Here is a 23,259-nt window from a genome sequence, read left to right as displayed (position 1 = left end):
CAACTCATTTACGCTTACTTTTTAAAGCGGCCAGTTTGTTTTGGACTAAAACGTCCACAGCCAAACCACTCACATCGATCGCATTGGTGACATGATGAATGGTATTACACGTGATGACTTGCACCCCTTTCATCGCAGATAATAGAGAATAAGCGTCTTCTGCAAACAGCGCATGCACACCAATACAAACGATGGACTTGCTCCCTGCTTGTTGTAAATGCTTCACCGTCTCTACCATGGTTCTGGCGGTGGAAATGATGTCATCGACGAGCACGAGTGTCGAAGATTCGAGCTCAGGAATATAGGGTACTGAAATAGTCACCTCTTTATCACCATGCCGAATCTTTTCCAAAATCGCATAAGGAAAACGACCTTTTTCTGCAATATCGGCAACCCACTGCTCACTTTCCATATCAGGACCAATAAGAATTGGCTTAGGAACATGATGTTTAATCCATGTGGCAATCATCGATGTGGCATGCAAAACAAAAGTGGGAATTGAGTAGATTTCATCTAAAGAGTGATAGCGATGCAAGTGCGGATCAATCGTCATGAGCCAATCGAATGAAGTCGATAAAATGTCCGCAAAATAACGTGAAGTAATTCCTTCTCCTTCGTGAAAACGTTTATCTTGCCGTAGGTAGGAAAGATAAGGAGCAATCAAACCGATTTTTTTAGCCCCCAACTCTTTAGCCGTTTTGGCAAAAAACAACAAAGGCAGTATTTTTTCATCCGGCTGGTTTAAACTGTCCACTACCATAATGCTGCGACTTTTAACCTCTGAATCAATTTTTAAGTACCATTCTGTATCAGGAAAACGGTGGAATGTGACCTTACCCACTTCCACTTGAAGTGTCTTTTGTAATTGTCCGGCAATTTCTGAAGAATCAAATAATGAACATAACAGAGGCTTCAAGAATTTTCTCCTAAAATAATGATGTCTTGTTTATCGCGAAGTAAATCACAGGCGTAATGGAGCTCCCCTGAAGACTCCGAATGAATTGTAAACAAAGGTTCGCCTTTTTCAACGGATTCGCCGACATGGGAATGGAGGTCAATACCCGCCGATTTCGATTTAGGCGCACCAGCAAGCTTAGCTATTTTTGCAAGCTTTCGATTGTCAATGAGGGAGACTTTTCCTGCCTTTGCAGCCACAACAGGATAAGTAAAACGTGCCTTGGTCAATTCCCTCATCCCACCCTGAGCCTCACAAATGGCCTGAAATTTCTTAAACGCTTGTCCACTATCCAATAATTGCGTCGCAATGGATTTACCTAAACCCGTTGGTACTTTCGAAGAACACTCTAACGCAGCACCTGCAAGCGTCAACGCTCGTTCACGCAAATCATTGGGCGCATCAGGCAACCCTTGTAATACTGCCAATACATCGCGAGCTTCTAACGACGGGCCAATGCCATGGCCTACCGGCTGCGTCCCATCCGTAAATAAAGTATGGACAACAAGCCCTAACTCGTTACCTACCTCCTCAAGCAATTGTTTCAGAAGGAGCGCCATAGACTGATTCCTCACTTTGGCAGTAGGTCCTACGGGGATATCAATAACCGCGTGTGTGGCCCCTGTTGCAATTTTTTTAGAAAGAATGGAAGCCACTAATTGCCCTTCACTATCTAAATCAATGGCTCGTTCCACACGGATGAGCACGTCATCAGCAGGACTTAAACTCACAGCCCCACCCCATACGATACAGCCGTTTTCTTGTTCAACCACTTGGCGCATCTTTTGGGGACTTAAGTGGACTGGAGCTAAAGTCTCCATGGTATCCGCAGTCCCCGCGGGTGATGTAATGGCACGCGATGATGTTTTTGGAATCATCAATCCAAAAGCGGCCACAATGGGAACTACAATCAGAGTTGTGCGATTTCCCGGCAATCCTCCCACGCAATGTTTATCGACGACCAGAGGTGAAGACCAGGATAAGCGATCACCACTGTCTATCATGGCTTTGGTGAGTTTCATGATTTCCGTACGGGTTAGACGTCCTGCACTACTTGCCGCTAAAAAAGCGGAGATTTGTACATCAGAAAGACGACCGCTTAACACATCATCAATGATGATCTTCATTTGTTCATAAGACAGTTCTTTGCCATAAATCTTGGTATGCACATAGCTTAAGGATTCCAAGGGTTTTGGATGGGAGACCTGAATTTCATCGCCTTCTTTGGCATGTAAAGACTCCCAGGCGTAATCCGACAAACCAGCCTCACCAGGCTGAAGTAGCTCTGAGGTCACCACATTAAGAGTGGCTATCATAGAGTGCTGACCTAAAGTCACTTGGATACGCGTCTGTACTTCGAATCCTTCCGAATGACAAACATGACAATCCTCGCGCATGTAAATAATAGCTTCGTGATAAGTTTTAATCCCTAAATGTTTTAACCGAAGCCCATGAGAGGTTTTCTTACTCACCACAATTCCTCCGTTTGCAGATAAGAAGGAATGGTGCAAGAAAAACCTAATTGCTTCTCAATCTTCTGTTTTAGCGATTGGGCGCTGTGAGGCTCCCCATGGGTGATAAAAACCTTTTTAGGCGGATTAGTCAAATGAGTTAGCCATTCTAACAATTCCAGGTAGTCGGCATGAGCCGATGTACTGCTCATGACTACGACCTTAGCTTGTATCGGAATAAAACTCCCGTGAATTTTGACTTGCTTCTCCCCATTCACAATTCGAGCACCACGAGTGCCACCTGCCTGAAAGCCAGTAAAAAGTAGAGTATTTTTAGGATTAGGCGCAAAGGCTTTTAAATGATGCAGAATGCGGCCGCCTTGCGCCATGCCGCTGGCCGCTATGATGATTTGCGGCATGTGATGACGGTCAATCTCCTTGGACTCCTCAGGTGTGTTCACATAGGTGGCAACATGGCATAGTCCACGACATTGTTCTGCAGTTAAATGGTGGTCTTCTTTATAAGCGCAGAGTAAATGAGTGGCATCAATGGCCATGGGGCTGTCTAAAAAGACAGGAAGGTCTTTGGGAATTTGCCCTTGTCGTTTCAGTTCATAAATAAAATAAAGAAGACTTTGCGCACGCCCTACTGCAAACGCAGGAATAATGACTGAGCCCCCTCGTTTAACGGTTTGATTAATCACCTGAGCCATTTGGGGTAAGGGATCTGTGGCATCATGCAATCGGTCACCATAGGTGGACTCCATCACCAGATAATCCGTTTCTTGAATGAAGGCAGGGGCTTTCATAACGGGATCATAAGGACGGCCAATGTCTCCAGTAAACACAATGGAACCCTTTTGGGTTTTTATTTTGACCATGGCCGCACCCACAATGTGACCGGCACGATGATACTCAAAACTGAAATCATGGAATAATTGATGCGGGGTATCAAAATCAATGGTTTCAAAATACTGCAATGCTGTCCGAGCTTCTTTTTCAGTATAAAGAGGAAGAGCAGGTTGGTGTTTGGAGAATCCATACTTATTGGCCAAGCGTGCTTCTTCTTCCTGCAGATGACCACTGTCGGGTAACAAAATGGAACACAGTGCTTTGGTACCCGGTGTTGTATAAATTTTGCCTTGGAATCCGTTTTTGACGAGCAAGGGAAGATAGCCTGAATGGTCAATATGCGCATGAGTGATAATCACCGCATCAATATCATGGGGATCAATTGGCAAGGGCGCCCAGTTACGTAATCGTAATTCTTTGTAGCCTTGAAAAAGACCGCAATCAATCAGGATTTTTTTAGAACCAATGGTCAAAAGATATTTAGAACCAGTAACCGTCTCAGTTGCTCCTAAAAAAGTTAATTTCATCTTGCCTCCGTTAAGTCTGCTGTTTTTTTCAAATCCACTTGCCAACGCCACATCACATAAACCACAGGAATCACAATTAAAGTCAATAAAAGGGCAGAAAAAACCCCACCGACCATGGGTGCTGCAAGACGCTTCATCACATCAGCCCCAATGCCTGTAGCCCACATCACCGGTAATAGGCCAATGATGTTAGCAAGACCCGCCATGGCCATGGGACGAATGCGGGAGACCGCACAAAGTTGTACCAGCTGAATTAAATCGGGCAATGTTTTGAGCAACCCTTTTTCCTTTTGTTCATTGTAATCAGAATCAAGGTAAGCGAGCATCACGGCACTGGTTTCAGCCGCAACACCAGCAAGCGCAATCATCCCCACCCAAACGGCAATACTCATGTTGTACCCTAATATATAAAGCAGCAAAAAGCCGCCAAATAAAGCGAAGGGTACGCCAAGCATCACCATCAAGGTCTCGGTAATGGTGCGGAAAGTAAAGTAAAATAAGACAAAAATGATGGCCAAGGTCAGTGGCACAAAAATTTTAAGTCGCTCATAGACCCGTTGCATGAACTCATATTGTCCCGACCAAGCAAGCGTATAGCCTGGAGGCAATTTCACTTTGGCGTTGACCACTTGCTTTAATTCCTCCACATAGCCACCAATGTCTCGGCCACTGATGTCAATGAAGACGTAACCTGCTAACATGCCATTCTCATCGCGAACCATGGCAGGTCCTGAACGAAAGGTTAAAGTCACCAATTGCGCAACGGGTACCTCCGCACCACTGGGTGTTTTGACTAAAATACGATTGAGTTTGTCGGGGTCATCACGCAATTCTCGCAAATAACGCACATTCACTGGGTAGCGCTCACGCCCCTCAATCGTGGTAGCAATGTTTTCACCACCTACAGCGGATTCAATGATGCGATTGACGTCCATAATGGTTAAGCCATAGCGAGCCAACTGGTCCCGATTAATTTGAAAATCAAGGAAGTAACCTCCAGCCACCCGCTCTGCATAGACCGTACTGGTGCCCTTCACTTCTTTGGCCACCATTTCAATTTCTTTACCAATGGCTTCAATCTTTTTAATGTCAGGACCAAAAACTTTAATCCCTACAGCCGTTCGGATGCCTGTGGTGAGCATGTCATTGCGTGCTTTAATGGGCATGGTCCAAGCGTTACTCACACCTGGAAATTGCAACGCTTCATCCATTTCGGCAACCAGGCTTTCATAAGTCATTCCTTTGCGCCAAAATTCTTTAGGCTTTAACTCCACAATCACTTCCATCATATTAAATGGAGAAGGGTCGGTGGACGTTTCGGCTCTTCCCGTCTTGCCAAAAACGTGCGCCACTTCAGGAAATGCTTTTAATTTCTTATCCATTTCCTGAAGTAAACCCGTCGCTTGAGTGACTGAAATACCTGGTAAAGTAACCGGCATATACAAAATCGTCCCTTCATAAAGAGGGGGCATGAATTCAGAGCCAATGAGTTTATAAAGAGGAATGGTGGCCATAGCCAATACAATGGCAATTCCCACCACAAATTGGCGATATCTCAAAGCAAGCCTCAACACGGGCGCGTACATGGCTTGCATCCACCGCGTAATCGGATGTTTTTGTTCAGGAATGATTCGACCACGCACCAAAAGAGGCAATAGGACAGGAATTAAGGTGATGGCAAGTAAAGCACTCATGAAAATGGCTAAATTCTTAGTATAAGCCAAGGGCGAAAACAGCCGCCCTTCCTGAGCTTCCAAAGTAAAAACAGGCATAAAAGAGATGGCAATGACCAAAAGGGATGAAAAAATGGCAGGCCCCACCTCTTTCGCCGAATCGATTAACACCTGGGTGCGATCGCCTGGGCTTCCTTTTGCTTCCCAATCCGCTAAGCGTTTATGGGCATTGTCGACCATGATGATGGCCGCATCGACCATATCACCAACGGCGACAATAATGCCGCCGATGGACATAATATTCAGTCCAACATGTAAGAAATAAATGGGGATAAACGAAATCAAAATCGCCAGCGGCAAGGTAATAATAGGAATGAGTGCGGAACGAAAATGTCCTAAAAACACAATAATGAGTAACCCAACCACCACCAGTTCTTCAATCAAGTTCCAATTGGCCGTGGAAATCGCTTCTCTGATTAAGTTACTTCGGTCATACACAGGAACCATTTTTATCCCTTCCGGGATGGCCGAAGCTAATTCTTTCAATTTATCCTTGATGCGGCCAATCACTTGCAACACGTCTTCACCAAAGCGCATGATGACAATACCGCCCACGGCTTCGCCTTGGCCATTTAAATCGACCACCCCGCGGCGCATATCCGAGCCAAGCTGAACAGTCGCCACATCACGTAATAAAATCGGTGTGCCATTGGCATTGGTGCCCACGGCAATTTTTTCAATATCCTCAGTAGACTTAATGTACCCGCGACCACGAATCATGTATTCCACGCCCGAAAACTCAATGACTCGACCACCGGTGTCATTATTACTCATGCGAATTTTTTCAACAATCTCAGGAACCGATAGGTTGTAGGCAAGGACTTTGACTGGATCCAAATTGACTTGGTATTGCTTGACAAAACCTCCCACACTGGCTACTTCAGACACCCCAGGAACCGCTCTTAACCAATAGCGCAAATACCAATCCTGAAATGTGCGTAACTCAGCCAGGTTATGCTTGCCATTGTCATCCACCAAGGCGTATTGATAAATCCAACCCACCGGTGTCGCATCAGGCCCCAATTGAGGAGTCACTCCTTCAGGTAATTTTCCAGCCAGCTGACTCATGTACTCCAAGACCCGAGAGCGCGCCCAATAAATATCCGTGCCATCCTCAAAAATGATGTAGACATAAGAAAAGCCAAAATCAGAAAATCCCCGCACAGCAACAACCTTTGGTGCAGATAAGAGGGCGGTTACAATGGGATAAGTGACTTGATCTTCCATCAGATCGGGCGAGCGCCCCATCCAGGTCGTATACACAATGACTTGAGTGTCTGAAATGTCAGGCAATGCGTCCATACGGGTATTCTTCAAGGCAATGTAGCCCATGAAAGAAAACCCGAGCACAAAAAGCAACACAATAAACCGGTTGCGTGCACAAAATTCAATAATCCGTTCGACCATAAAATCCCTTTATTCCAAGGCCAAATCACGCCTCTTTATTAGAGCTTCTTTCCCATTATAGCGGTTCAGAAAGAAAATCTATTGATGTTGCATGCCTCCCATGGCCGCTTTCAACTGGCTCTCTGAGTCAATGAGGAAATTGGCAGACGTAATAATTTGATCGCCCTCTTTAACCCCTTTGATTATCTCAAGCAAATCCCCTGCCCTAACCCCTAAGGTCACGTCCCGCCATTCAATTTTGCCATTACCATGGTAAATAAACACCACTGCGCGCTCACCTGTGAGTAGAACAGCATTTTTAGGGACCACAAGACGTTCACCCAAAGGTACTTTGAGTTCCAGATTCACATACATGCCCGGTTTTAATTGCTCCTTCTGGTTGTCCACTTCAAAGCGAACCTTGGCTGTACGTGTTTTCATGTCAATCGTAGGGTAGATAAAATCAAGCTTGGCCTTAAATAATTCATTGGGCAAGTAGGTAAGGGTCAAATCAGCCATTTGACCAAGACGAATATAAGGAAGCTCATATTCGTAAATGTCCCCTAAAACCCACAAGCGTGATAAATCAGCAATGGTATAGAGTTCATCTCCTGGCTCAATGCGCATGCCCACCAGCGCCATTTTTTTAAGCACCGTACCTTGGATGGGGGAATGAATCGTCATCGTCCGAGTGATTTTGCCCGTACGTCTTAATTGCTCAATGTCTTTTTCGGAAATCCCCCACAGCAACAACCTTTGGTGGGCTGCTTGAAAAGCAGACTGCGCACCACGAGCCGCACTCGATGTCGTATTTTTGCTTAATATTTTTTGGGCATTAAGGGCGAGCAAATATTCTTGCTGGGTGGCGACCAATTCAGGACTGTAAACGGTGAAAAGAGCTTGGTCTGCTTTGACTTTTTCTCCAGTAAAATTAATGAATAAGTTCTCAATCCACCCATCAAAGCGCACATGAATATGGGCAACACGCCGCTCATCGGCTTCAACACGCCCCACGGTACGGATTATTTTTTCAACCACTTGGCGACGCACCGGCTCTGACGTAATGCCAATGGCTTGTAAACGAGCCGGATCAATCACAATCTCATTTCCTTGAGTGGACTGTTTCATGTCCATCTTGTCATGATTATCCATGGCCTGTTGCGCCTGAGTTACCTGCAACAACGAAAGTAAACTCAAGATAACCACACCCTTGATTATCATCTTAAAATTCATAAGAACGTCCCTGTGCTTTCTTCGATTTGTGCTATCGCTTTTTCATGTTCAGCGAGTTCACCGTGCCATTCCAATTCATTTTCTTGCAGCGTCAATAAATTATTCAGCATCGTTAAGAAATCCACTTTGCCCACGCCGTAGGTGGCTTGCGATGAAGTAAATGTTAAGCTGGCTTGTGGAATGATGGTATGTTGAATCAGATGAATGAGTTTTGCAGAGCGCTCTGCCAACAAATAAGCATTTTTCACTTGAAAAGAAAGCATACGATAGGTGGTCTGCAAATCCTCAATATCCGCATTATACCGCGCAAGTGATTCGCGCACGGCATGATTTTGCTTTTGCATGAAATAAAGAGGCACGGTTGCTTTTAACAAGACTTGATAGCCTTTGGTGTGCATTCCCGTATCATGAAGTCGTCCCCCTTCGATTTCCACATCCGGGAAATACTCCATTTTACTTAAGCGGATGGCTTGCCGTCCTTTTTGAACAGCACGTTGCTGCATGATTAATTGCGGCGCTCGGCTCTTAACGAGCGTATAAAAATACTCTAAATTATGACACATTGGCGTTACAGGGAGCACTGCTGGTGTATGGATTGTAATTTCTAAAGAACGATTTAAAAGGCGATTGATACCCGCCTGCAGGGATCCCCGTTGTTGCTTTAAGATGACTAAACGCATCAGCAGACGAGAAATCTCAGTTTGGGCACGATAAATATCTTGTTGTGGTGTTTTCCCCACACTGTAATTGGCTTCGGAACTCTTTTCCATTTCATGAAGAAGCTCTTGGTTTCTTTGTACGATTTCAATGGATTTATTGACAAAATAAAGGTCGTAATAAAGCCGTTTTAATTCAGCAATAACGGCGAAACTAGTGGCTTGATATTCTGCTTCCGCTCTTTTGGCCTCTAGCGTTGCTATCCTTCCTCGCACAATGAGTTTACCAGGAAAAGGAATTTCTTGTTGGCCACCCAACATTTGCTCTCGCCTTGGATCCACATCCATAGGGATATTCTCAGACATGTTGATGTACCCTGCATTCAACTTGGGATCAGGTAACGCACGCGCTTGTGGAATCACATGGATTGCTGCCAGCAGTCGGTCGCGTGCCGCACGAATTTGAGGATTGTTTTGCGTGGCCTCATTGATTAGCTGCGATAAAGCAGGCGGTATCTTGGCATAAGATACTGGTCCTGTAAAACATGAAAAACCTAAGAGAATAGTCCAAATCATTTTTTTAACACTAAAATGCTTCATTTGGTGCCTTCCTTAGCCGCTTCTGAGCTTCTATCACTAACAAAGGCACCATGCCTAATAGAATCCAAACAACGCACTGAGTGAGTGAGACCGGTTCAATGCCAAATAATTCGCGCAGCGCCGGGATATGATGAATCAAGACCTGCAGGGAAAAACTGATGCTCACAATAAAAAAGAGTCTTAAATTGGAAAACAATCCTACTTGCCAGATGTTCTTCGTGTCGCTTCGTGCTCCAAAGGCCCGTAAAAGTTCGGCGGTTACTAAGACAGAAAACGCCGCATCCTGGGCTTGGACTAAATCCTTATCGATTAAATATTCATAAGCAAACACACCAAGAGTGACTAAAGCCGTTAAACAACCCACAAAGGTTACTCGTTTGAAAAACGCCATATCCATCATGGATTTTTGCGTGGCTCTGGGGGGACGATTCAAAATCCCTGGCTCTGACATATCGGTAGCTAAGCCAATGGCCGGTAAACCATCGGTTACTAAGTTAATCCATAATAATTGGATAGGAAGCAACGGCAATGGCCAACCAATTAAAAGGGCTACAAACACAACCAGTAACTCCCCACTATTGCCTGCTAATAAAAAGCCAAGTGTTTTGGCAATGTTATCGTAAATAGTCCGGCCTTCTTCAATGCCCGCCACAATCGAGGTGAAATTATTGTCCATGACAATGATGTCAGAGGCTTCCTTGGTAACTGCAGTGCCTGTTTTTCCCATCGCAATCCCCACAGATGCTTCTTTTAAAGCAGGTGCATCATTCACCCCATCGCCTGTCATCGCCACCACCATTTGTTGTTTTTTCCAGGCCCGTACGATTTTTAATTTATGCTCCGCAGTCACACGAGCATAAACAGCAATGTCTTTGACGCAATGGTTAAACTCCTCCTCTGACATGTTTTCAAGTTCGTTGCCAGTGAGCAATCGATCCCCTGCCTCCAAAATGCCAAGCTCTTTGGCAATGGCTTTTGCTGTATCAGGATGGTCTCCTGTAATCATCACTGGTTTAATGCCAGCCTTTTTACAGCGACTGATGGATTCCTTGCTACTCGCATGAGGGGGGTCCTGAAGACCAATAAGACCTAAGAAAACCAGGTTATTTTCAATCTCTTCCTCTTCTTTTTCTAAAGCTATAGGCTCTATTTGACGCTCAGCAAAAGCTAACAGTCTTAATGCTTCGCTGGCCATGAGTTCGCAGGATTGTTTCATGCGCGCTTTATCATTAGGTGTTAATTTTTTAATGCCTGTTTTGGTCAAAATATAGGTGCAGCGCTCCAAAATGAGTTCGGGTGCTCCCTTAACAAAAGCGATGTTTTGATGGTCTTGTCGACACACAACCGTCATGCGTTTGCGTTCGGAACTAAAGGGTAACTCTTTGATGCGAGGATAAGAGGATCGCAGTTCCCCTTGCCAAACGCCTCCTTTGGCTGCAGCAACCAAAAGAGCCACTTCAGTTGGGTCTCCCACGGTTGTCGTCTGTCCATTTTGCTCGCTAAATTCTGCGTTATTACAAACTGTCATTGCTCGTAAGGTAGCTTGCAACAACGTGTCATCAGACACATTAATTTCCTGGCCTTGTAGTGAAAATCCCCCTGTCAGGTTATAACCCTCTCCCTGAATGCTATAAACATCACTTGCTGTCACAAGCTTACGCGCCGTCATTTCCCCTACCGTCAACGTTCCTGTTTTATCGGTGCAAATGACTTGTAAACAGCCGAGTGTTTCAACCGCCGATAATCGCCTTACCAGTACGGCACGCCGTACCATACGCTGCACGCCAAGCGCTAAAGCCACTGTGACTACAGCAGGTAATCCTTCAGGAATTGCAGCCACTGCAAGACTGACTGAACTCATGAACAAACTGAAGATAGGGATGTTACGTAAGAGACCTAAGCCAAAAATGGCAATGATAATGAAAAAGCAAAGCCACAATAGACGAGAACCCACTTGATTGAGTTTTTTCTGCAAAGGCGTTTCATCACGAGACGCTTCACCCAGCATTTTGGCAATGTGCCCCATTTCCGTTTGCATACCAGTCGCCACGACAAGCGCGCGACCTGTGCCATCGGCTATAGAGGTGCCCATAAACACCATGTTTTTACGATCGGCTAGAGGCGTTTCTTTAGCACAAATCTCTAGGTTTTTAGCGACTGGTATCGATTCTCCGGTGAGTGGTGCTTCATTGACTTTAAGCGCTGATAATTCAAAAAGGCGAGCATCGGAAGCGATTAAATCACCGCTTTCAAATAGAAGAATATCTCCTGGTACGATATCAGAAGCAGCTATCACCCTCACGCGGCCATCTCGCAACACGGTGGCTTTAGGAGCGGCCATTTGTTGAAGAGCAAGCATGGCGCGATCGGCACGATATTCTAAAACAAATCCAATGATGGCATTTAAAATGACAATGGCCAAAATGGCAATGGCATCGGCTTTTTCATCCAACAAAAAAGACACAACAACAGCACCTAAAAGCACCCAGGTGACCACACTTGCAAATTGTTGCAAAAAAATGAGGAAAGGAGACGTTTTTTTCTGTTGACTCAGCAGGTTGAGTCCCACTTCTTTTAACCGCTGTTGTGCTTCTTTCTCAGATAGTCCTAAAGATAAGTCAGTTTCAAACAACAATGCCATATCTGCAGGTGATTTTTCGTGCCACTGTTCTGCCATAACAGCCATCCTTTGCATTCGCCATCCATTATGATGTGGTGCGCATCATTTTATCCCAATTTTTAGTGCCCAAATAGTTCTTATTTAATAGAGTGAGCGCTCATGTTAACCTTTAGGATTGAGTAAAAGATTTTAGTGTTAGCGACCACCACCGCCACCATGACCAACATGGCCTTGAGCGACATGTTCTTCCAGACTCTTAGTATTCTTACTGCTCGTGCCACTGCTCATGCATGCAGTAAGAATAAAACAACACGCCAAAACCATCCAATGACTTTGTTTCATGATGATTTCTATCCTTGATTTTAAAGGGAAATAATTACAATATAGACTCTTTGGTATGGATAAGTCAAAACAAAGTGTTCTCTGCTTTGACAGACAGTTAGCTAAGAATAACCTTTGAGAAACCCAATTAAAATGTCTTGATGTGTCCTCAAAAAAACCTAAAAAGATTTAGCGTGCAAAAGAAAATTTTGTCCCTTTGTTTTGAATTAATTGAATGATAGTTGAATTGTTTTTAGCTCACTTTTTTCGTATCCTAAACCGATTCAAAATTTGAGCTGGTTTTTTGAAATATTAAACTATTAATTGACACATATCACATCAATTTCGTCATCCCAATCAATTACATCGATGACGCTCCTAATAAACATTTAAGATACCTCTACTTATATTTAATGCCTGTCTTAAAAGGACAATCATGATATCATTCTATATGCTGATCAAAATAAATAGCTTACAGAATAGGACTATAAGAAATTATTTTATAACCAATTGGTTTTCTTGGAGACAAAAATATTGTGAAGAAATTTGCCATCACCCTAATGAGCTTGATATTCATTAACTTATATCATCCCACTGCTTTCTCGGAAAAGCCTAATCAGCGCATGATGAACAATCAAGCAACACATTCTTTGAAATCAAAAAATACCTTGCAATTATCTATTCAAGAGATAATGGATAAAAAGGACAAGAAACTGGTGTTCATCAAATTAATTGACACAAAAAACAATAAACCAATCACCTTAAACGATCTTATTGAAGCACATACACAAAAGATTCATTTGTTGATTATCGATGATAGCCTCCTTGACTATAGTCATGTCCATCCAGTCGAAACAACGATACCAGGCATCTATCAATTTGAATGGCAGCCTACGCTTAAGAGTGCCTCCTATCGAGCATGGGCTGATCTTATACCGACTAATACAAAAACCCAAGAATATGTAGTTGCCGATTTACCTTTCCCAAAGACAAAAAAGAAATTGGAAAATCCTATTCATCGACAACCATTATTTGAAAGTAGTGTTGATGGCTACCATTTTAAATTGTCTTTTGATAAAACACCATTGCACGTCGGTCAAGCAGTCATGGGCAAAATTGACATCACCGATGCAAAGGAAAACCCAGTTCATACCTTAGAGCCCATTATGGGTGCTTATGCCCACATCGTTGGTTTTAATGAGGACTTTAAAACAGTAACTCATGTTCATCCAATGGGCAAGGAGCCTACAAATAATACGGAACGAGGAGGACCTGAATTGCTATTTCATATAAAACCTAACAAAGTAGGATTTATTAAAATGTTCGCCCAAGTGCAAATCGATGGGAAAACACTGTTTGTTCCGTTTGGAGTTACAGTAAATTCATAAAAATCTTGCTGGAAAATCCCCAGAATAATGATATCCACCAATTGAAGAGTTAAGGCGATTAAAGGTGGCATTGCAGCACTTACTGCATCCGTGTAAACAGCATCGACCGAATAACCTCTGCCCTTCTTTTCACCACATTGGAGCCTAAGGAGAATCATCATGACTAATTCACATGGAACTATGATTATCTTAGGCGGTGCAATAATAATCAGCACAAGAAAATAATTACTTTTTCTCCAGTCTTTGGTATCTTTAATCACATTGTCTTTGCAAGCAGAAGACGTTGAACTGATTTAATCAGTGGTTTAATTTTTCTCATGGCCTTTTGCGGTAAGAGAGCAAATCCCTCGCTCAGGATTAGGCTCAACCTCTCGCCCAAGAATGGCACTTAATTCCTCAGCTCCTCCAACGTATTGACTATCAAGCCATATTTGAGGAACAGTTATCGGTGTTTTTGCACCAACAATGGGCTTAACCCGTGCCAGCATCTCATACAAATCCCTTGGATTTTTTACCACATCGTGAAATTCATAAGAAAGTTTGGCTTCTTCGAAATACTGTTTGGCATGCTGGCAGTGGATGCAATGGGGTTTACCAAAAATATGATTCCCCGTTAATGTGGTTTGTTTTGCATGGGCCTCAATCACCGCTTGAGTTAACACCCCACGATTCAGAGCATGGCCTTGGCTAATCACTTTACCCTCAACCAGTACAATAGGGGCATGCCACGCCCCTTTCAATAACGGCTTCCACCACTCATTAAGCCAGGCATGAATGTCCAATTCGACAGGAATGTCTTTTAAATCCGTTGCAATCGCATCCAAGATAATATCCTTGGTGAGCGAACATTCACCACAAGGGACTTTGATTTTGAAAGCCCCATATTGTCCTTCCCAACGATACAGTGTGATTTTGACTGACATATTAGAATGGCCTTTTCTTGTTCCCAATTAATGCTCAAAAATACCCATTAACACGATCACCATCATATCAATATAGAGGAACCTCCTTTTAATTCAATCTACTTTCTACCTATTGAATAATTTTTTTCACCTCTTTGCGATGCAGCAGATTACGAAAATAGCACCAGTCTTCCCTAACCCTCATATTTCTTTAATTGTTCTTGTTTTCTTAAATGGATTTCCTGTCTGTTAATGGATATATTTTTAGGAGCCTCAATACCCAACTTAAAGTTGCCAGGCTCAAGAGTCTTAAAGGGAGTAATAACTACCTTCTGATTGCCTTCCAGGGTAATAATTAAATCGGATTCAAAGGCTACGGTTCTTATTTCCATGTTAGTTTACTCGTTTTAGTTCAAAATAAATGCTGCAAAAAAGCATTAATTGATGGGTTTTCCCTATGCGGGCATTTTAATCTTAAAGCCAATGCCTGTTCAAACACAGTCCTCAAGAAAAATAGCTCCACTTACTACAGCGACCATCGCAACTCCATGGGTAGGGACAGACAAAAATGGAGGTTCTTTTTTTATTGCATAAAACCCATTAATGCTTGGCTTAACACCATCAAATGAATCCTGCACCTCATCGGATTGATACACATCCATTTGTTCCAGGCTGATGCCAATTAAATTATCCAAGGTCATGTTCAGCTCCCATAATAAATAGCTTGGGATTATTTAAAACCTCCTGAATGAAAAGATCTTGTTTTTGTAAAGATGCCTTCCATTGTTCCCTGGAATATATTTTGGGATTAATTTCTCGCCCTAAACTAGCTTGAGCAGCATAAAGAGCCTCAACTGCTTCTGTAAAGTCAACCTCACCAATAATAAGCACATCAATATCACTTCCAAGGTTTTCAGTTCCTTTGGCCACCGAACAAAAAAAAAGCCACTTCAATTTTTTCAGCTAATGGAGTTAAAAAATCAAACAACACATCCACCAAACCAGACGTTTTCTTTAAAATGCTTGTAAGCTCCATATAAATAGGAAAATTTCGATTTGCTTGGTAATAAACTTGATTACCACTCTGCTCGCGCAGAAGTACTTTGGATTTAGCAAGTTTGGATAGTTCTCGATGAAGTGTACCCGCTGTGGTATTCGTTAACCGCGCAATCTCTCGGACATGATAACGCTCATCAGGATGAAGCAATAAAAGTGCCAGCACACGCCGCCGATATTCAGAAAACAATATTGAAGTATCAAACATGATTTTTATTTTGAAGCCAACTAAGCTTCAATCATAGCCTAAAAAGCTACACCATTCAATCAGATAAATAGGAAAACCAGAAAAATAAATATCAGTTATAAATCGACGCCCCACTGAAGAGCATCAACACTACAACCAATGACCTCAACGCTCTTGTGCCAAGACTTAAGGGCTCCGTCTTGGAGAAAGCATAAATGGTATTTCCCAATTACGTAATCGTATTATTGGATACGAAAGGGGATCTTGAATAGTTCTTTTCAATAATCAATAAACCCCTGCTCTTTATTACCACGGCTTCATATTAAAAGGAGATGGGTTAAAAATTTCTTGTTCCCCATCTTCAGATTTAGTATGTATCTCATTAGCTTCTTGTGTGGAGGATTGATCTTTATTAGACGGCCTGGGTTCCCTCGAAAGTGGATTTGGAGCAAAGCTTTGCTCTTTTGTTACCTCATCTCTTTCTTGTGCTTTCGGACTGGGTACGGGTACTAAATTATTTGCTAGCTGTTGGATAAATGCATCGTATAAAGCTAATGTGGGCATGGTAATGCGAAGAGAATGTATGTTTCCCTCCTCATCCTGAAGGATTTGTATGCAATCATCAGAAAGATGATTTTCTTCTTTAAATTCACTGAATTCGTTTATAATCGCTTCCATGAATTTTTTTAATTCATGTCGTTGCTTTGGAGTTAATTCATTAGGATCACATTGTAATTCAAGCTTAAGAGTCATTGATTCACGATCACTATCAACCAACAATTTCCCATCAGCAATTAATTTTTCAATTATTTCTGGGTCAAAACCAGACTCTAAATCAAGTTCTTCTGAACCAAACACTCCTACCAATTCATCTTCAGACCCAACTACTTTGCCTGATTTAGTTAGGAATTTATCTTCACCAGGACTCGCTTTTTCCTCAGATGTCTTCTTATCAGAGGTGGCACTATCACCTCCGCTACCACCTGCGCCATGTCCGGAACAAAGGCGCTTAGGTGCGATTTCTTTAAAACAAGTCGGACAGCGTACTTTTGCACCTTCCTCAGCAGCCTCTTTTTTTTCTGCTTCCTTTCTAAATTGTTGTAAAGCTAATGCTATAGAAGAGGTTTTGGGTTCATCTGCCGTTATGGATTCAAGGACAGGCTGATGCTTTTCTTTGTCTTTTTTCATGAGAATACTCCAGTGCAAGTTCATAATGGTTTCATCCGAATAAAGATTTACTTATCTGTTATTATACCGAGTTAAAAAAACCCAATTGTATATAAATTGTACATTTATTGGGTTACTCGTTTTTTTGACTTAAAACATCGAGTACATAGTCCCAAATTTTACCTGCTACATTAATTCCTTTCCCATCAGACGGATTGAGATGTAATTCAATGTAAGGGAAGCTATTATTTTCAATAATTCCAAATTGTTGCTTATGCCATGGAAGAGAAATGTCCTGACAAATAAAATCAAGACCCGTAAGCGGTATATTGAGGATTTTATGTGCTTTTTCCAATAATAGTTTGTTCTCAGGATGTATCAGATCGGTAACATCACTGATTTTTGCACCACTACTCATAGTAACTTTTTTTGCAATAAAGATTTGTTGTCCCTTGTTTATTACCGTATTAAGAGCAACTCCCTGGGCTGACAAAATGTTTATCAAGTTGCTATTTGGAGTAATTTTATATGGATATTTACCATGACCTTCTTTCCACGTAACTTTATTTTTTTTATCAATTAACTCTTGAAGTATAGTGACACCATCGCCAACAATGCTCTCAGGTTGTCGCCTCACACAAGCGATTAATGAATCATTAATAATTAATGACCGATAAACATCCCCAGGTATGTGTTTTTCAACCAGCACGCGAAAATCAACTTGCTTTACTATGTTTATCGCTTCTTTTAATTCATTTGGAGTTTGAATAGTACATGAAGTGTGAATACTTAGAGATTCAGATAATGGCTTAACCACAAGAGGAAATCCCAATGAAATGCCATAGTTGTAGGCTTTTTTGCTGGAAATAAAAACCCTCCCTAAGGGGCAGGGAATTTGGCTATCTAATAATTTTTTCTTGAAGATCCATTTATTATCATATTTAGTATCCTCATCAAAGCGTGTATTTTTTTGAGAAATAAGAGAGATTGGAGTCTGTATGAAATAATATTTTTTCTTATTGTAGACCAACTTAAAATACAGAGTATGCAAGTTAGATTCCTTAAAATTATACAGCTCTAGCCCTCTTTTTTGTGCTTCATCCCAAAATGCAAGGACACTGTTATTGAATTGTTTCCTATCAATGGTCTGAGTCTTGGTATATAGTTTTAGTTTTTGAAAAATATTAATGACCAACTGATTTAATAGGTTATTGAATCGTAAAAAATCATGCTCTGATAGGAGAAAGAGTTTAGATAAAAGATAGATAAATGGATTGAATATAAAATAATGGAATAAATTAAAAAATTTTCTTCGAAAATGAGAACGTTTTTCGGGATAGCAATGCTCACAATGTTTATTGTCCATATATGCTGTGGGAACAGGTTTTAATGATTTGCAAATGTCACGTGAAGACTTGATTTCTTTATGTTCATCAAAATTTTTAACATAAGCGCTCATAATTTATCTCCACAGATTCGCCCATTAGCTATCATTATATCGAGTTAAAACAGATCAATTGTATATAAAATGTACGGATGCGCCGTGTGTTTGCTTACCTACTGATATCTATGTAACACTGAACTTAAAAATCAATTCAGACTAAATTTGTTTAGAGAGTTTTCTTATTTAAAGAGGCTTAGACAGAACGAATGAAAGATAAATCAATATTGCTTGTAGAAGATAACGTTAAGTTAGCCAATTACCTCAAAGAAAGCTTACAAGAAGCAGGTTATGATGTTTCTATTGAAAAACGTGGTGATAGAGCGGTCTATCGCATCATTCGTGAGCAACCTTGCCTAGTCATATTAGATATAATGCTTCCTGGCATGAATGGAGATCAAATATGCCATACCATTAGAGATGAGTATTTGGGGAAAATACTCATGCTAACAGCAATTAATGATATTGAAAGTGAAGTATCCTCTTTAAATTTAGGAGCAGATGACTACTTAACTAAACCTGTTGCAGATGAGGTTTTGAAAGCAAGAATAGAGGCATTGTTACGTCGACCCAATTTAGTTAATAATCAAAATCAATTTCAATTTGGCAATTTTTCTATCAATTTTAGTACTAAGAGTGTTCATCTCTTTGATGAAGAAATTTCAATAAGCACCAGTGACTTTGAAATGCTTGCTTTGTTGGTTAAGAACCATGATAGGTTGCTGAGTCGAGATAGCATTATGTATGCTCTTTCTGGGCATGAATATGATGGGGTTGATAGAGGTATCGATTTAAAAATATCACGTTTAAGAAAAGCATTGAATGATAATAATAAAAAGCCCTATCGTATAAAAACAATCCATAAAAAAGGATATATATTTGTATCAGCGGCTTGGGAATAAATACAGATCACAGCCACCGATCTTATGTAAGACTTATGAAAAATAGTAAAAAATTCTTTTGCCTCGATCTTGAGATTTTTCGTCCAGTTATGAAAGCTTCACCAAATATATCGCAAATCTATAATCATTTGCCCTCGACAAAAGTATCATTTTAGAACGTTTGTACAATATATATACATTTGAGCCGAGTGTTTTTGATAAAATCAACCTATTATTTTAAGTAATAGTCGAGATGAGTCATGAAAGACGCTGCAATAGAAATCTTAATATATAAACCAGATCCAGATCATCCACTGCCTGAAAATCAGAGAGGTGTGGTGATAAATCCTCACTTAAAACAACGGTTCAAGCAATTTGTTCCAATTGGCGTCTATTTAGAAGGCTCTGATTTGAAGTATTATTTTTTCGATCAGTGTGATAAATCCCCAAAAATCTATAGTAGTTTGGATGAACTCAAACGAGACTTACCGAAAGAACTAGACAATATATTTGAGAAGAACCCAAAATTATTTATTATGGGCCATGCTGGTGGTGGCGAATATGGTATGGGTAATTGCCATGGCCCAAGTGAGCAGTTATATGATGATAATTTTGATAATTTATTACATGGTTTTAAACGAGCATTGCCCGCACATCATGGTGAAGTTTTTGTGACTTTAGAAGGTTGTAATACAGACAATCAACTTAATGCTGCAGCAAACTCACAGGAAAAAACATTTTTAGAAAGAGTATCAGTGAAACATCCAGAAATCACGTTTGGTGGAACTGGACCATGGAATGCGCAAGATGTACAGACCGGCTTCCGATCCCTTTCGCCGGCATCCCCTATCACATCGATGGCAGGAAATATTTGGAAGGCTGGAAACAGTGTTATTTTTCATCATGGTGAATATCAAGTTGCCGTTCGAAAATCTTTATTTGCCTCAACACAAACAGCTAAAGAACTAAAAGTTAACACCATAGAATATGCCCGTGCAATTCTAGGTAAAGACGGAGCCGATGAACTGATAGCAAAAATCGCTTTAAATCGAGATATTCTAAACATTCAAGATTTAAAGAAAATTGAGGGTTTTCCAGAATTGCGATTTGAAGGAGAAGATGTTGCAAAGTTTGTTGAACAGGAAAATCAAATATTAGGTAAAGAACAAGAAAATTATTTAACACATGTCCGTGATATCTTAGGTCGGGCGGACCCTATAGAACAACTGACAGATAGAGATGTACTAGAACTTCTCTTAGGTTTAAAAGAACCTTCTGTATTTAAAGGTCATGAAGACTTGCTAGAGTCAATTCTAGCTAATAAAGCTTTGTTAAACCTGGCAATGGTAAGTTGTGGAAAAGTCCTTATTGGTAACCCAAGTAATGATAGCGTCATTGCTTTATTATTAAAACATGGCGCTGATATTAATAGTGCTGATAAAAAAGGCATGACGGCTTTGCACTATGCGGTACAGAATTTTTATAATTATAGAAAAGAGCCGTTACATCTCATTAAAAAGTTATTAGAGTGTGGTGCTAGTCTTGAAGTGCGAAATGAAAAAGGACAGACTCCTATCGAGACAGCGCAAGAACATAGCAAAGATGGAAGAGTAACTGCTAGTGATAAGCTTCTCGCATCTTTGAAATCTAGCAATTCGCCACCAACTCCCATAGAACTAAAACAATCTGTTAGACAAATATTTCAGATGAGTCAACACAAGGCTGATGAACTACTTTCATTACCTATTGCGAAACGTGAATATAGCAAATGCAGTGAGGGCACTCTTTATATTCCTGAAGATGCAGTGGAAAAATTGCATGGAATCTTGCAATCTGCAACGGGGAGTAATGAACTATTATCGGCGTTTGAATCAGAGCTTAGTGTGGTTATCAGCGCTCTTGAAAAAGGCATTGGAACTGGAGAAGCGATTGATGGTGAGGAAGATGAATTTATCCCTAAACGTTTTGAAAATGCAAAACTCCAGTTAACAGCGGTTATCGACGCACTGGTTGGGATGAAACAAGAGATGGATACTTCAAAAGATACTACAGTTGAGGACCAACTTCCAAAACTAAAATCTTAATCGTTAAGAATATATTGGAAGTACTATGGTGAATCGAGCACCTTTTAATATCGGTGATTGTGTAGCCATGACCTTTCCTCCGTGGAGATTAACAACTTTTTTAACAATAGCTAATCCTAACCCAATATGTTTATCTCCAATTCCTGCGTCTTCAGCAATTGTATATTCAGAAAAAATGTCATCCGCACCCTCCTCCGGCAAGCCTGGGCCATCATCGTCTACGTGAAGTAAAATATGACTATTATCCAGCGAAATGGTTAAAGAAATAGTGTGCTCTGCAAATTTCATGGCATTTGTAATCAAATTGGTAACAGCGTGTTTTAAAATATTTTCATCTATGTATGCTTTCAAAGAATTTAACTCATTAGAATAAAATGTAATTTCAAATGTTGAGGAAGAATAAGACTCTAATAACTTTCTTAACCATACTATTATATCGGTCTCAGACTGTTTTAATTTCAATTCGTTTGAATGCATTTTTGAGTAAATCAAAAAAGTGCTGACGATGCGATTTATGTCTGCAATATCTTCTTGTATGCTGTTTATCTGTTTATTGAGCAATGCATCTTCAGCGTTTTTCCTTTTGATACTATCCGTCGCCATTTGTATGGTTGACAAAGGGGTCCTAATTTCATGCGCGACAAACCGGCACAATTGTTTATGTGATTCAATCAGTTCTTTTAATTGCTCACCCATTTGGATGATATTTCTATACAGCCCATACAAAACAGAGGTAGTACCTATTTTCCGATGAAAATCAAAGTTCCCTTGACTGAAATTTTTAGTTATCTGATACACCTTTTTCATATTTCTAACAAAAAGCAATGAAAATAAGGCAATAAGACAAAGGGATATAAAAAAGAAAGTTCCTATAAAATAATACATAACATCACTGATTCTTGCCATAACTGGCAGATAGCTTAGTGGGCCAATTTTGAGTATTCCACCACTAAAACGATAATAGAGAATAACAATTTGTGACGAGTTTTTATTTGTTTCAAATACTAGACGCTTTGTTGATAAAGAATTAATTATATTACCTGGTAAGTATTTACTTTTAGTTTTATAAACATGAAGAGGGAAACCATATATTTTTTCTAAATGTAATAGTTCATTACTCCAGGTATTTTTTGATTTTGATAATAAATGTTGAACGACTTGTTTTAAAACAGGATTCATATAATTAAAAATAATTTCGCCAGGATCTGAAAAATTGTAAGCTAATGCATATGGGGTATTACCAATTTTTTTATACGCAGTATGTTCTACAATGACCTCGTTTAGAAATTGATAGGTTGTACCTGATAAAAAAATGATTTCATCATTATTTAATTGATTATTCTGCACCAGGGTGAGTTTTAGACTGTCGATTGCTATAAGATGAATAACATTATCTGTTTTCTTCTTTATTATCGCATCCCAGTTTGATTTCGGGTTATTAATTAACTCTTTTTCTAAACTAATTAAAAGCCCTTGCGAGGTCGTTTTTCCAGCATTAACAACTATCTTTGTCTCAACTGACTTTAAATATTTAAAAAATGCCAAAACAAGAATTAAAAAAATCACAAAGAACGCAGTCAAAATTTTAATATAAATATTAAATTTCATTACTAGGCACTCTAAATAAAAATAATAGATGCCTTTTCACAAGAAAGTACTCTGGATTATCTTTGATAATTTCAATATCTAATTCTGGCATAATTATCCTACGTTTTGTCTATCTTTATAACTCTTGTAATTAGCCTATTTAAGGCATCCAAATTATCGATATTCGTTATGGCCTCATCAAATAATGATAAAGTCTCTGGATCGTGTGTTT

At 40.5% G+C, this 23,259-nt stretch carries 19 protein-coding genes; 3 read left to right on the top strand and 16 right to left on the bottom strand.

What is annotated here, in order from left to right; translation table 11 throughout:
• Positions 1–4: 4 nt before the first annotated feature.
• From ACN4Z1_RS04995 to ACN4Z1_RS04960, 8 genes are all read right to left on the bottom strand, one after another.
• Positions 5–916: a ribose-phosphate pyrophosphokinase gene (locus ACN4Z1_RS04995; protein ID WP_021460732.1), complete on the bottom strand. Its 912-nt coding sequence runs from the start codon at positions 914–916 to the stop codon at positions 5–7.
• Entirely contained in the window at positions 913–2,427 is a 1,515-nt protein-coding gene (locus ACN4Z1_RS04990; RefSeq protein ID WP_025519943.1) for a thymidine phosphorylase family protein, read from the bottom strand. Before ACN4Z1_RS04990 ends, ACN4Z1_RS04995 begins: the two co-directional genes overlap by 4 nt.
• On the bottom strand, positions 2,424–3,785 hold the full coding sequence (locus ACN4Z1_RS04985; RefSeq protein ID WP_021460526.1) for an MBL fold metallo-hydrolase RNA specificity domain-containing protein: 1,362 nt from the start codon (positions 3,783–3,785) through the stop codon (positions 2,424–2,426). Before ACN4Z1_RS04985 ends, ACN4Z1_RS04990 begins: the two co-directional genes overlap by 4 nt.
• A complete protein-coding gene (locus ACN4Z1_RS04980) occupies positions 3,782–6,925 on the bottom strand; it encodes an efflux RND transporter permease subunit (RefSeq protein WP_203107470.1) in 3,144 nt (1,047 codons plus the stop codon). The genes ACN4Z1_RS04985 and ACN4Z1_RS04980 overlap by 4 nt, the downstream gene beginning before the upstream one ends.
• A gap of 78 nt (positions 6,926–7,003) precedes the next feature.
• Complete coding sequence (locus ACN4Z1_RS04975; protein ID WP_021460528.1) at positions 7,004–8,137, bottom strand: efflux RND transporter periplasmic adaptor subunit; 1,134 nt, start codon at positions 8,135–8,137, stop codon at positions 7,004–7,006.
• Positions 8,134–9,393: a TolC family protein gene (locus ACN4Z1_RS04970; protein ID WP_021460529.1), complete on the bottom strand. Its 1,260-nt coding sequence runs from the start codon at positions 9,391–9,393 to the stop codon at positions 8,134–8,136. The genes ACN4Z1_RS04975 and ACN4Z1_RS04970 overlap by 4 nt, the downstream gene beginning before the upstream one ends.
• Positions 9,380–12,070: a cation-translocating P-type ATPase gene (locus tag ACN4Z1_RS04965; RefSeq protein ID WP_031301740.1), complete on the bottom strand. Its 2,691-nt coding sequence runs from the start codon at positions 12,068–12,070 to the stop codon at positions 9,380–9,382. Before ACN4Z1_RS04965 ends, ACN4Z1_RS04970 begins: the two co-directional genes overlap by 14 nt.
• Positions 12,071–12,208: 138 nt before the next feature.
• Complete coding sequence (locus ACN4Z1_RS04960; protein WP_021460531.1) at positions 12,209–12,355, bottom strand: hypothetical protein; 147 nt, start codon at positions 12,353–12,355, stop codon at positions 12,209–12,211.
• 515 nt (positions 12,356–12,870) lie between these two features.
• Between ACN4Z1_RS04960 and ACN4Z1_RS04955 the strand changes: the two genes are divergently transcribed.
• On the top strand, positions 12,871–13,722 hold the full coding sequence (locus tag ACN4Z1_RS04955) for a hypothetical protein (RefSeq protein ID WP_021582650.1): 852 nt from the start codon (positions 12,871–12,873) through the stop codon (positions 13,720–13,722).
• A gap of 305 nt (positions 13,723–14,027) precedes the next feature.
• Here the strand turns inward: ACN4Z1_RS04955 and ACN4Z1_RS04950 are convergent, their stop codons facing one another.
• The 7 genes from ACN4Z1_RS04950 to ACN4Z1_RS04920 all read right to left on the bottom strand — a co-directional run bounded on the left by ACN4Z1_RS04950 (position 14,028) and on the right by ACN4Z1_RS04920 (position 18,493).
• On the bottom strand, positions 14,028–14,645 hold the full coding sequence (locus tag ACN4Z1_RS04950) for a glutaredoxin family protein (RefSeq protein WP_021460532.1): 618 nt from the start codon (positions 14,643–14,645) through the stop codon (positions 14,028–14,030).
• Positions 14,646–14,818: 173 nt separating this feature from the next.
• Entirely contained in the window at positions 14,819–15,016 is a 198-nt protein-coding gene (locus ACN4Z1_RS04945; protein WP_021460533.1) for a carbon storage regulator, read from the bottom strand.
• 99 nt (positions 15,017–15,115) lie between these two features.
• Positions 15,116–15,325, bottom strand: a complete 210-nt coding sequence (locus ACN4Z1_RS04940) for a hypothetical protein (RefSeq protein WP_029345383.1) — start codon at positions 15,323–15,325, stop codon at positions 15,116–15,118.
• Entirely contained in the window at positions 15,312–15,554 is a 243-nt protein-coding gene (locus ACN4Z1_RS04935) for a nucleotidyltransferase domain-containing protein (RefSeq protein WP_021460535.1), read from the bottom strand. The genes ACN4Z1_RS04940 and ACN4Z1_RS04935 overlap by 14 nt, the downstream gene beginning before the upstream one ends.
• Positions 15,538–15,888: a winged helix-turn-helix domain-containing protein gene (locus tag ACN4Z1_RS04930; protein ID WP_021460536.1), complete on the bottom strand. Its 351-nt coding sequence runs from the start codon at positions 15,886–15,888 to the stop codon at positions 15,538–15,540. The genes ACN4Z1_RS04935 and ACN4Z1_RS04930 overlap by 17 nt, the downstream gene beginning before the upstream one ends.
• Positions 15,889–16,173: 285 nt before the next feature.
• Complete coding sequence (locus ACN4Z1_RS04925; RefSeq protein ID WP_021582649.1) at positions 16,174–17,055, bottom strand: hypothetical protein; 882 nt, start codon at positions 17,053–17,055, stop codon at positions 16,174–16,176.
• 112 nt (positions 17,056–17,167) lie between these two features.
• The gene (locus ACN4Z1_RS04920; RefSeq protein WP_021582648.1) at positions 17,168–18,493 is read right to left on the bottom strand and encodes a hypothetical protein; all 1,326 of its coding nucleotides are present in this window, start codon (positions 18,491–18,493) and stop codon (positions 17,168–17,170) included.
• Positions 18,494–18,684: 191 nt separating this feature from the next.
• Between ACN4Z1_RS04920 and ACN4Z1_RS04915 the strand changes: the two genes are divergently transcribed.
• Both ACN4Z1_RS04915 and ACN4Z1_RS04910 read left to right on the top strand, forming a co-directional pair.
• Entirely contained in the window at positions 18,685–19,377 is a 693-nt protein-coding gene (locus ACN4Z1_RS04915; protein ID WP_021460541.1) for a response regulator, read from the top strand.
• Between the two features lie 239 nt (positions 19,378–19,616).
• Positions 19,617–21,440, top strand: a complete 1,824-nt coding sequence (locus tag ACN4Z1_RS04910) for an ankyrin repeat domain-containing protein (protein ID WP_021460542.1) — start codon at positions 19,617–19,619, stop codon at positions 21,438–21,440.
• A 3-nt stretch (positions 21,441–21,443) separates the two neighbouring features.
• Here ACN4Z1_RS04910 and ACN4Z1_RS04905 read toward each other — a convergent pair whose 3' ends face one another.
• Positions 21,444–23,048 (bottom strand): sensor histidine kinase, encoded by a 1,605-nt coding sequence (locus ACN4Z1_RS04905; RefSeq protein WP_021582647.1) that lies wholly within the window; start codon positions 23,046–23,048, stop codon positions 21,444–21,446.
• Positions 23,049–23,259 lie beyond the last annotated feature (211 nt).

It is taken from the genome of Legionella sp. ST3F1, from assembly GCF_048553315.1.
GTDB classification, from domain to species: domain Bacteria; phylum Pseudomonadota; class Gammaproteobacteria; order Legionellales; family Legionellaceae; genus Tatlockia; species Tatlockia donaldsonii.
The sequence above is the reverse complement of the archived record's forward strand: the minus strand, read 5'-3'. Positions and strand labels throughout refer to the sequence as shown.

Bases quoted from the DNA above. Each gene is read 5' to 3' on its own strand.
- ACN4Z1_RS04960 (WP_021460531.1), bottom strand. From the start codon at position 12,355: ATGAAACAAAGTCATTGGATGGTTTTGGCGTGTTGTTTTATTCTTACT.
- ACN4Z1_RS04950 (WP_021460532.1), bottom strand. From the start codon at position 14,645: ATGTCAGTCAAAATCACACTGTATCGTTGGGAAGGACAATATGGGGCT.
- ACN4Z1_RS04910 (WP_021460542.1), top strand. From the start codon at position 19,617: ATGAAAGACGCTGCAATAGAAATCTTAATATATAAACCAGATCCAGAT.
- ACN4Z1_RS04965 (WP_031301740.1), bottom strand. From the start codon at position 12,070: ATGGCAGAACAGTGGCACGAAAAATCACCTGCAGATATGGCATTGTTG.
- ACN4Z1_RS04920 (WP_021582648.1), bottom strand. From the start codon at position 18,493: ATGAGCGCTTATGTTAAAAATTTTGATGAACATAAAGAAATCAAGTCT.
- ACN4Z1_RS04925 (WP_021582649.1), bottom strand. From the start codon at position 17,055: ATGAAAAAAGACAAAGAAAAGCATCAGCCTGTCCTTGAATCCATAACG.
- ACN4Z1_RS04905 (WP_021582647.1), bottom strand. From the start codon at position 23,048: ATGAAATTTAATATTTATATTAAAATTTTGACTGCGTTCTTTGTGATT.
- ACN4Z1_RS04980 (WP_203107470.1), bottom strand. From the start codon at position 6,925: ATGGTCGAACGGATTATTGAATTTTGTGCACGCAACCGGTTTATTGTG.
- ACN4Z1_RS04915 (WP_021460541.1), top strand. From the start codon at position 18,685: ATGAAAGATAAATCAATATTGCTTGTAGAAGATAACGTTAAGTTAGCC.
- ACN4Z1_RS04930 (WP_021460536.1), bottom strand. From the start codon at position 15,888: ATGTTTGATACTTCAATATTGTTTTCTGAATATCGGCGGCGTGTGCTG.
- ACN4Z1_RS04985 (WP_021460526.1), bottom strand. From the start codon at position 3,785: ATGAAATTAACTTTTTTAGGAGCAACTGAGACGGTTACTGGTTCTAAA.
- ACN4Z1_RS04970 (WP_021460529.1), bottom strand. From the start codon at position 9,393: ATGAAGCATTTTAGTGTTAAAAAAATGATTTGGACTATTCTCTTAGGT.
- ACN4Z1_RS04940 (WP_029345383.1), bottom strand. From the start codon at position 15,325: ATGACCTTGGATAATTTAATTGGCATCAGCCTGGAACAAATGGATGTG.
- ACN4Z1_RS04945 (WP_021460533.1), bottom strand. From the start codon at position 15,016: ATGGAAATAAGAACCGTAGCCTTTGAATCCGATTTAATTATTACCCTG.
- ACN4Z1_RS04975 (WP_021460528.1), bottom strand. From the start codon at position 8,137: ATGAATTTTAAGATGATAATCAAGGGTGTGGTTATCTTGAGTTTACTT.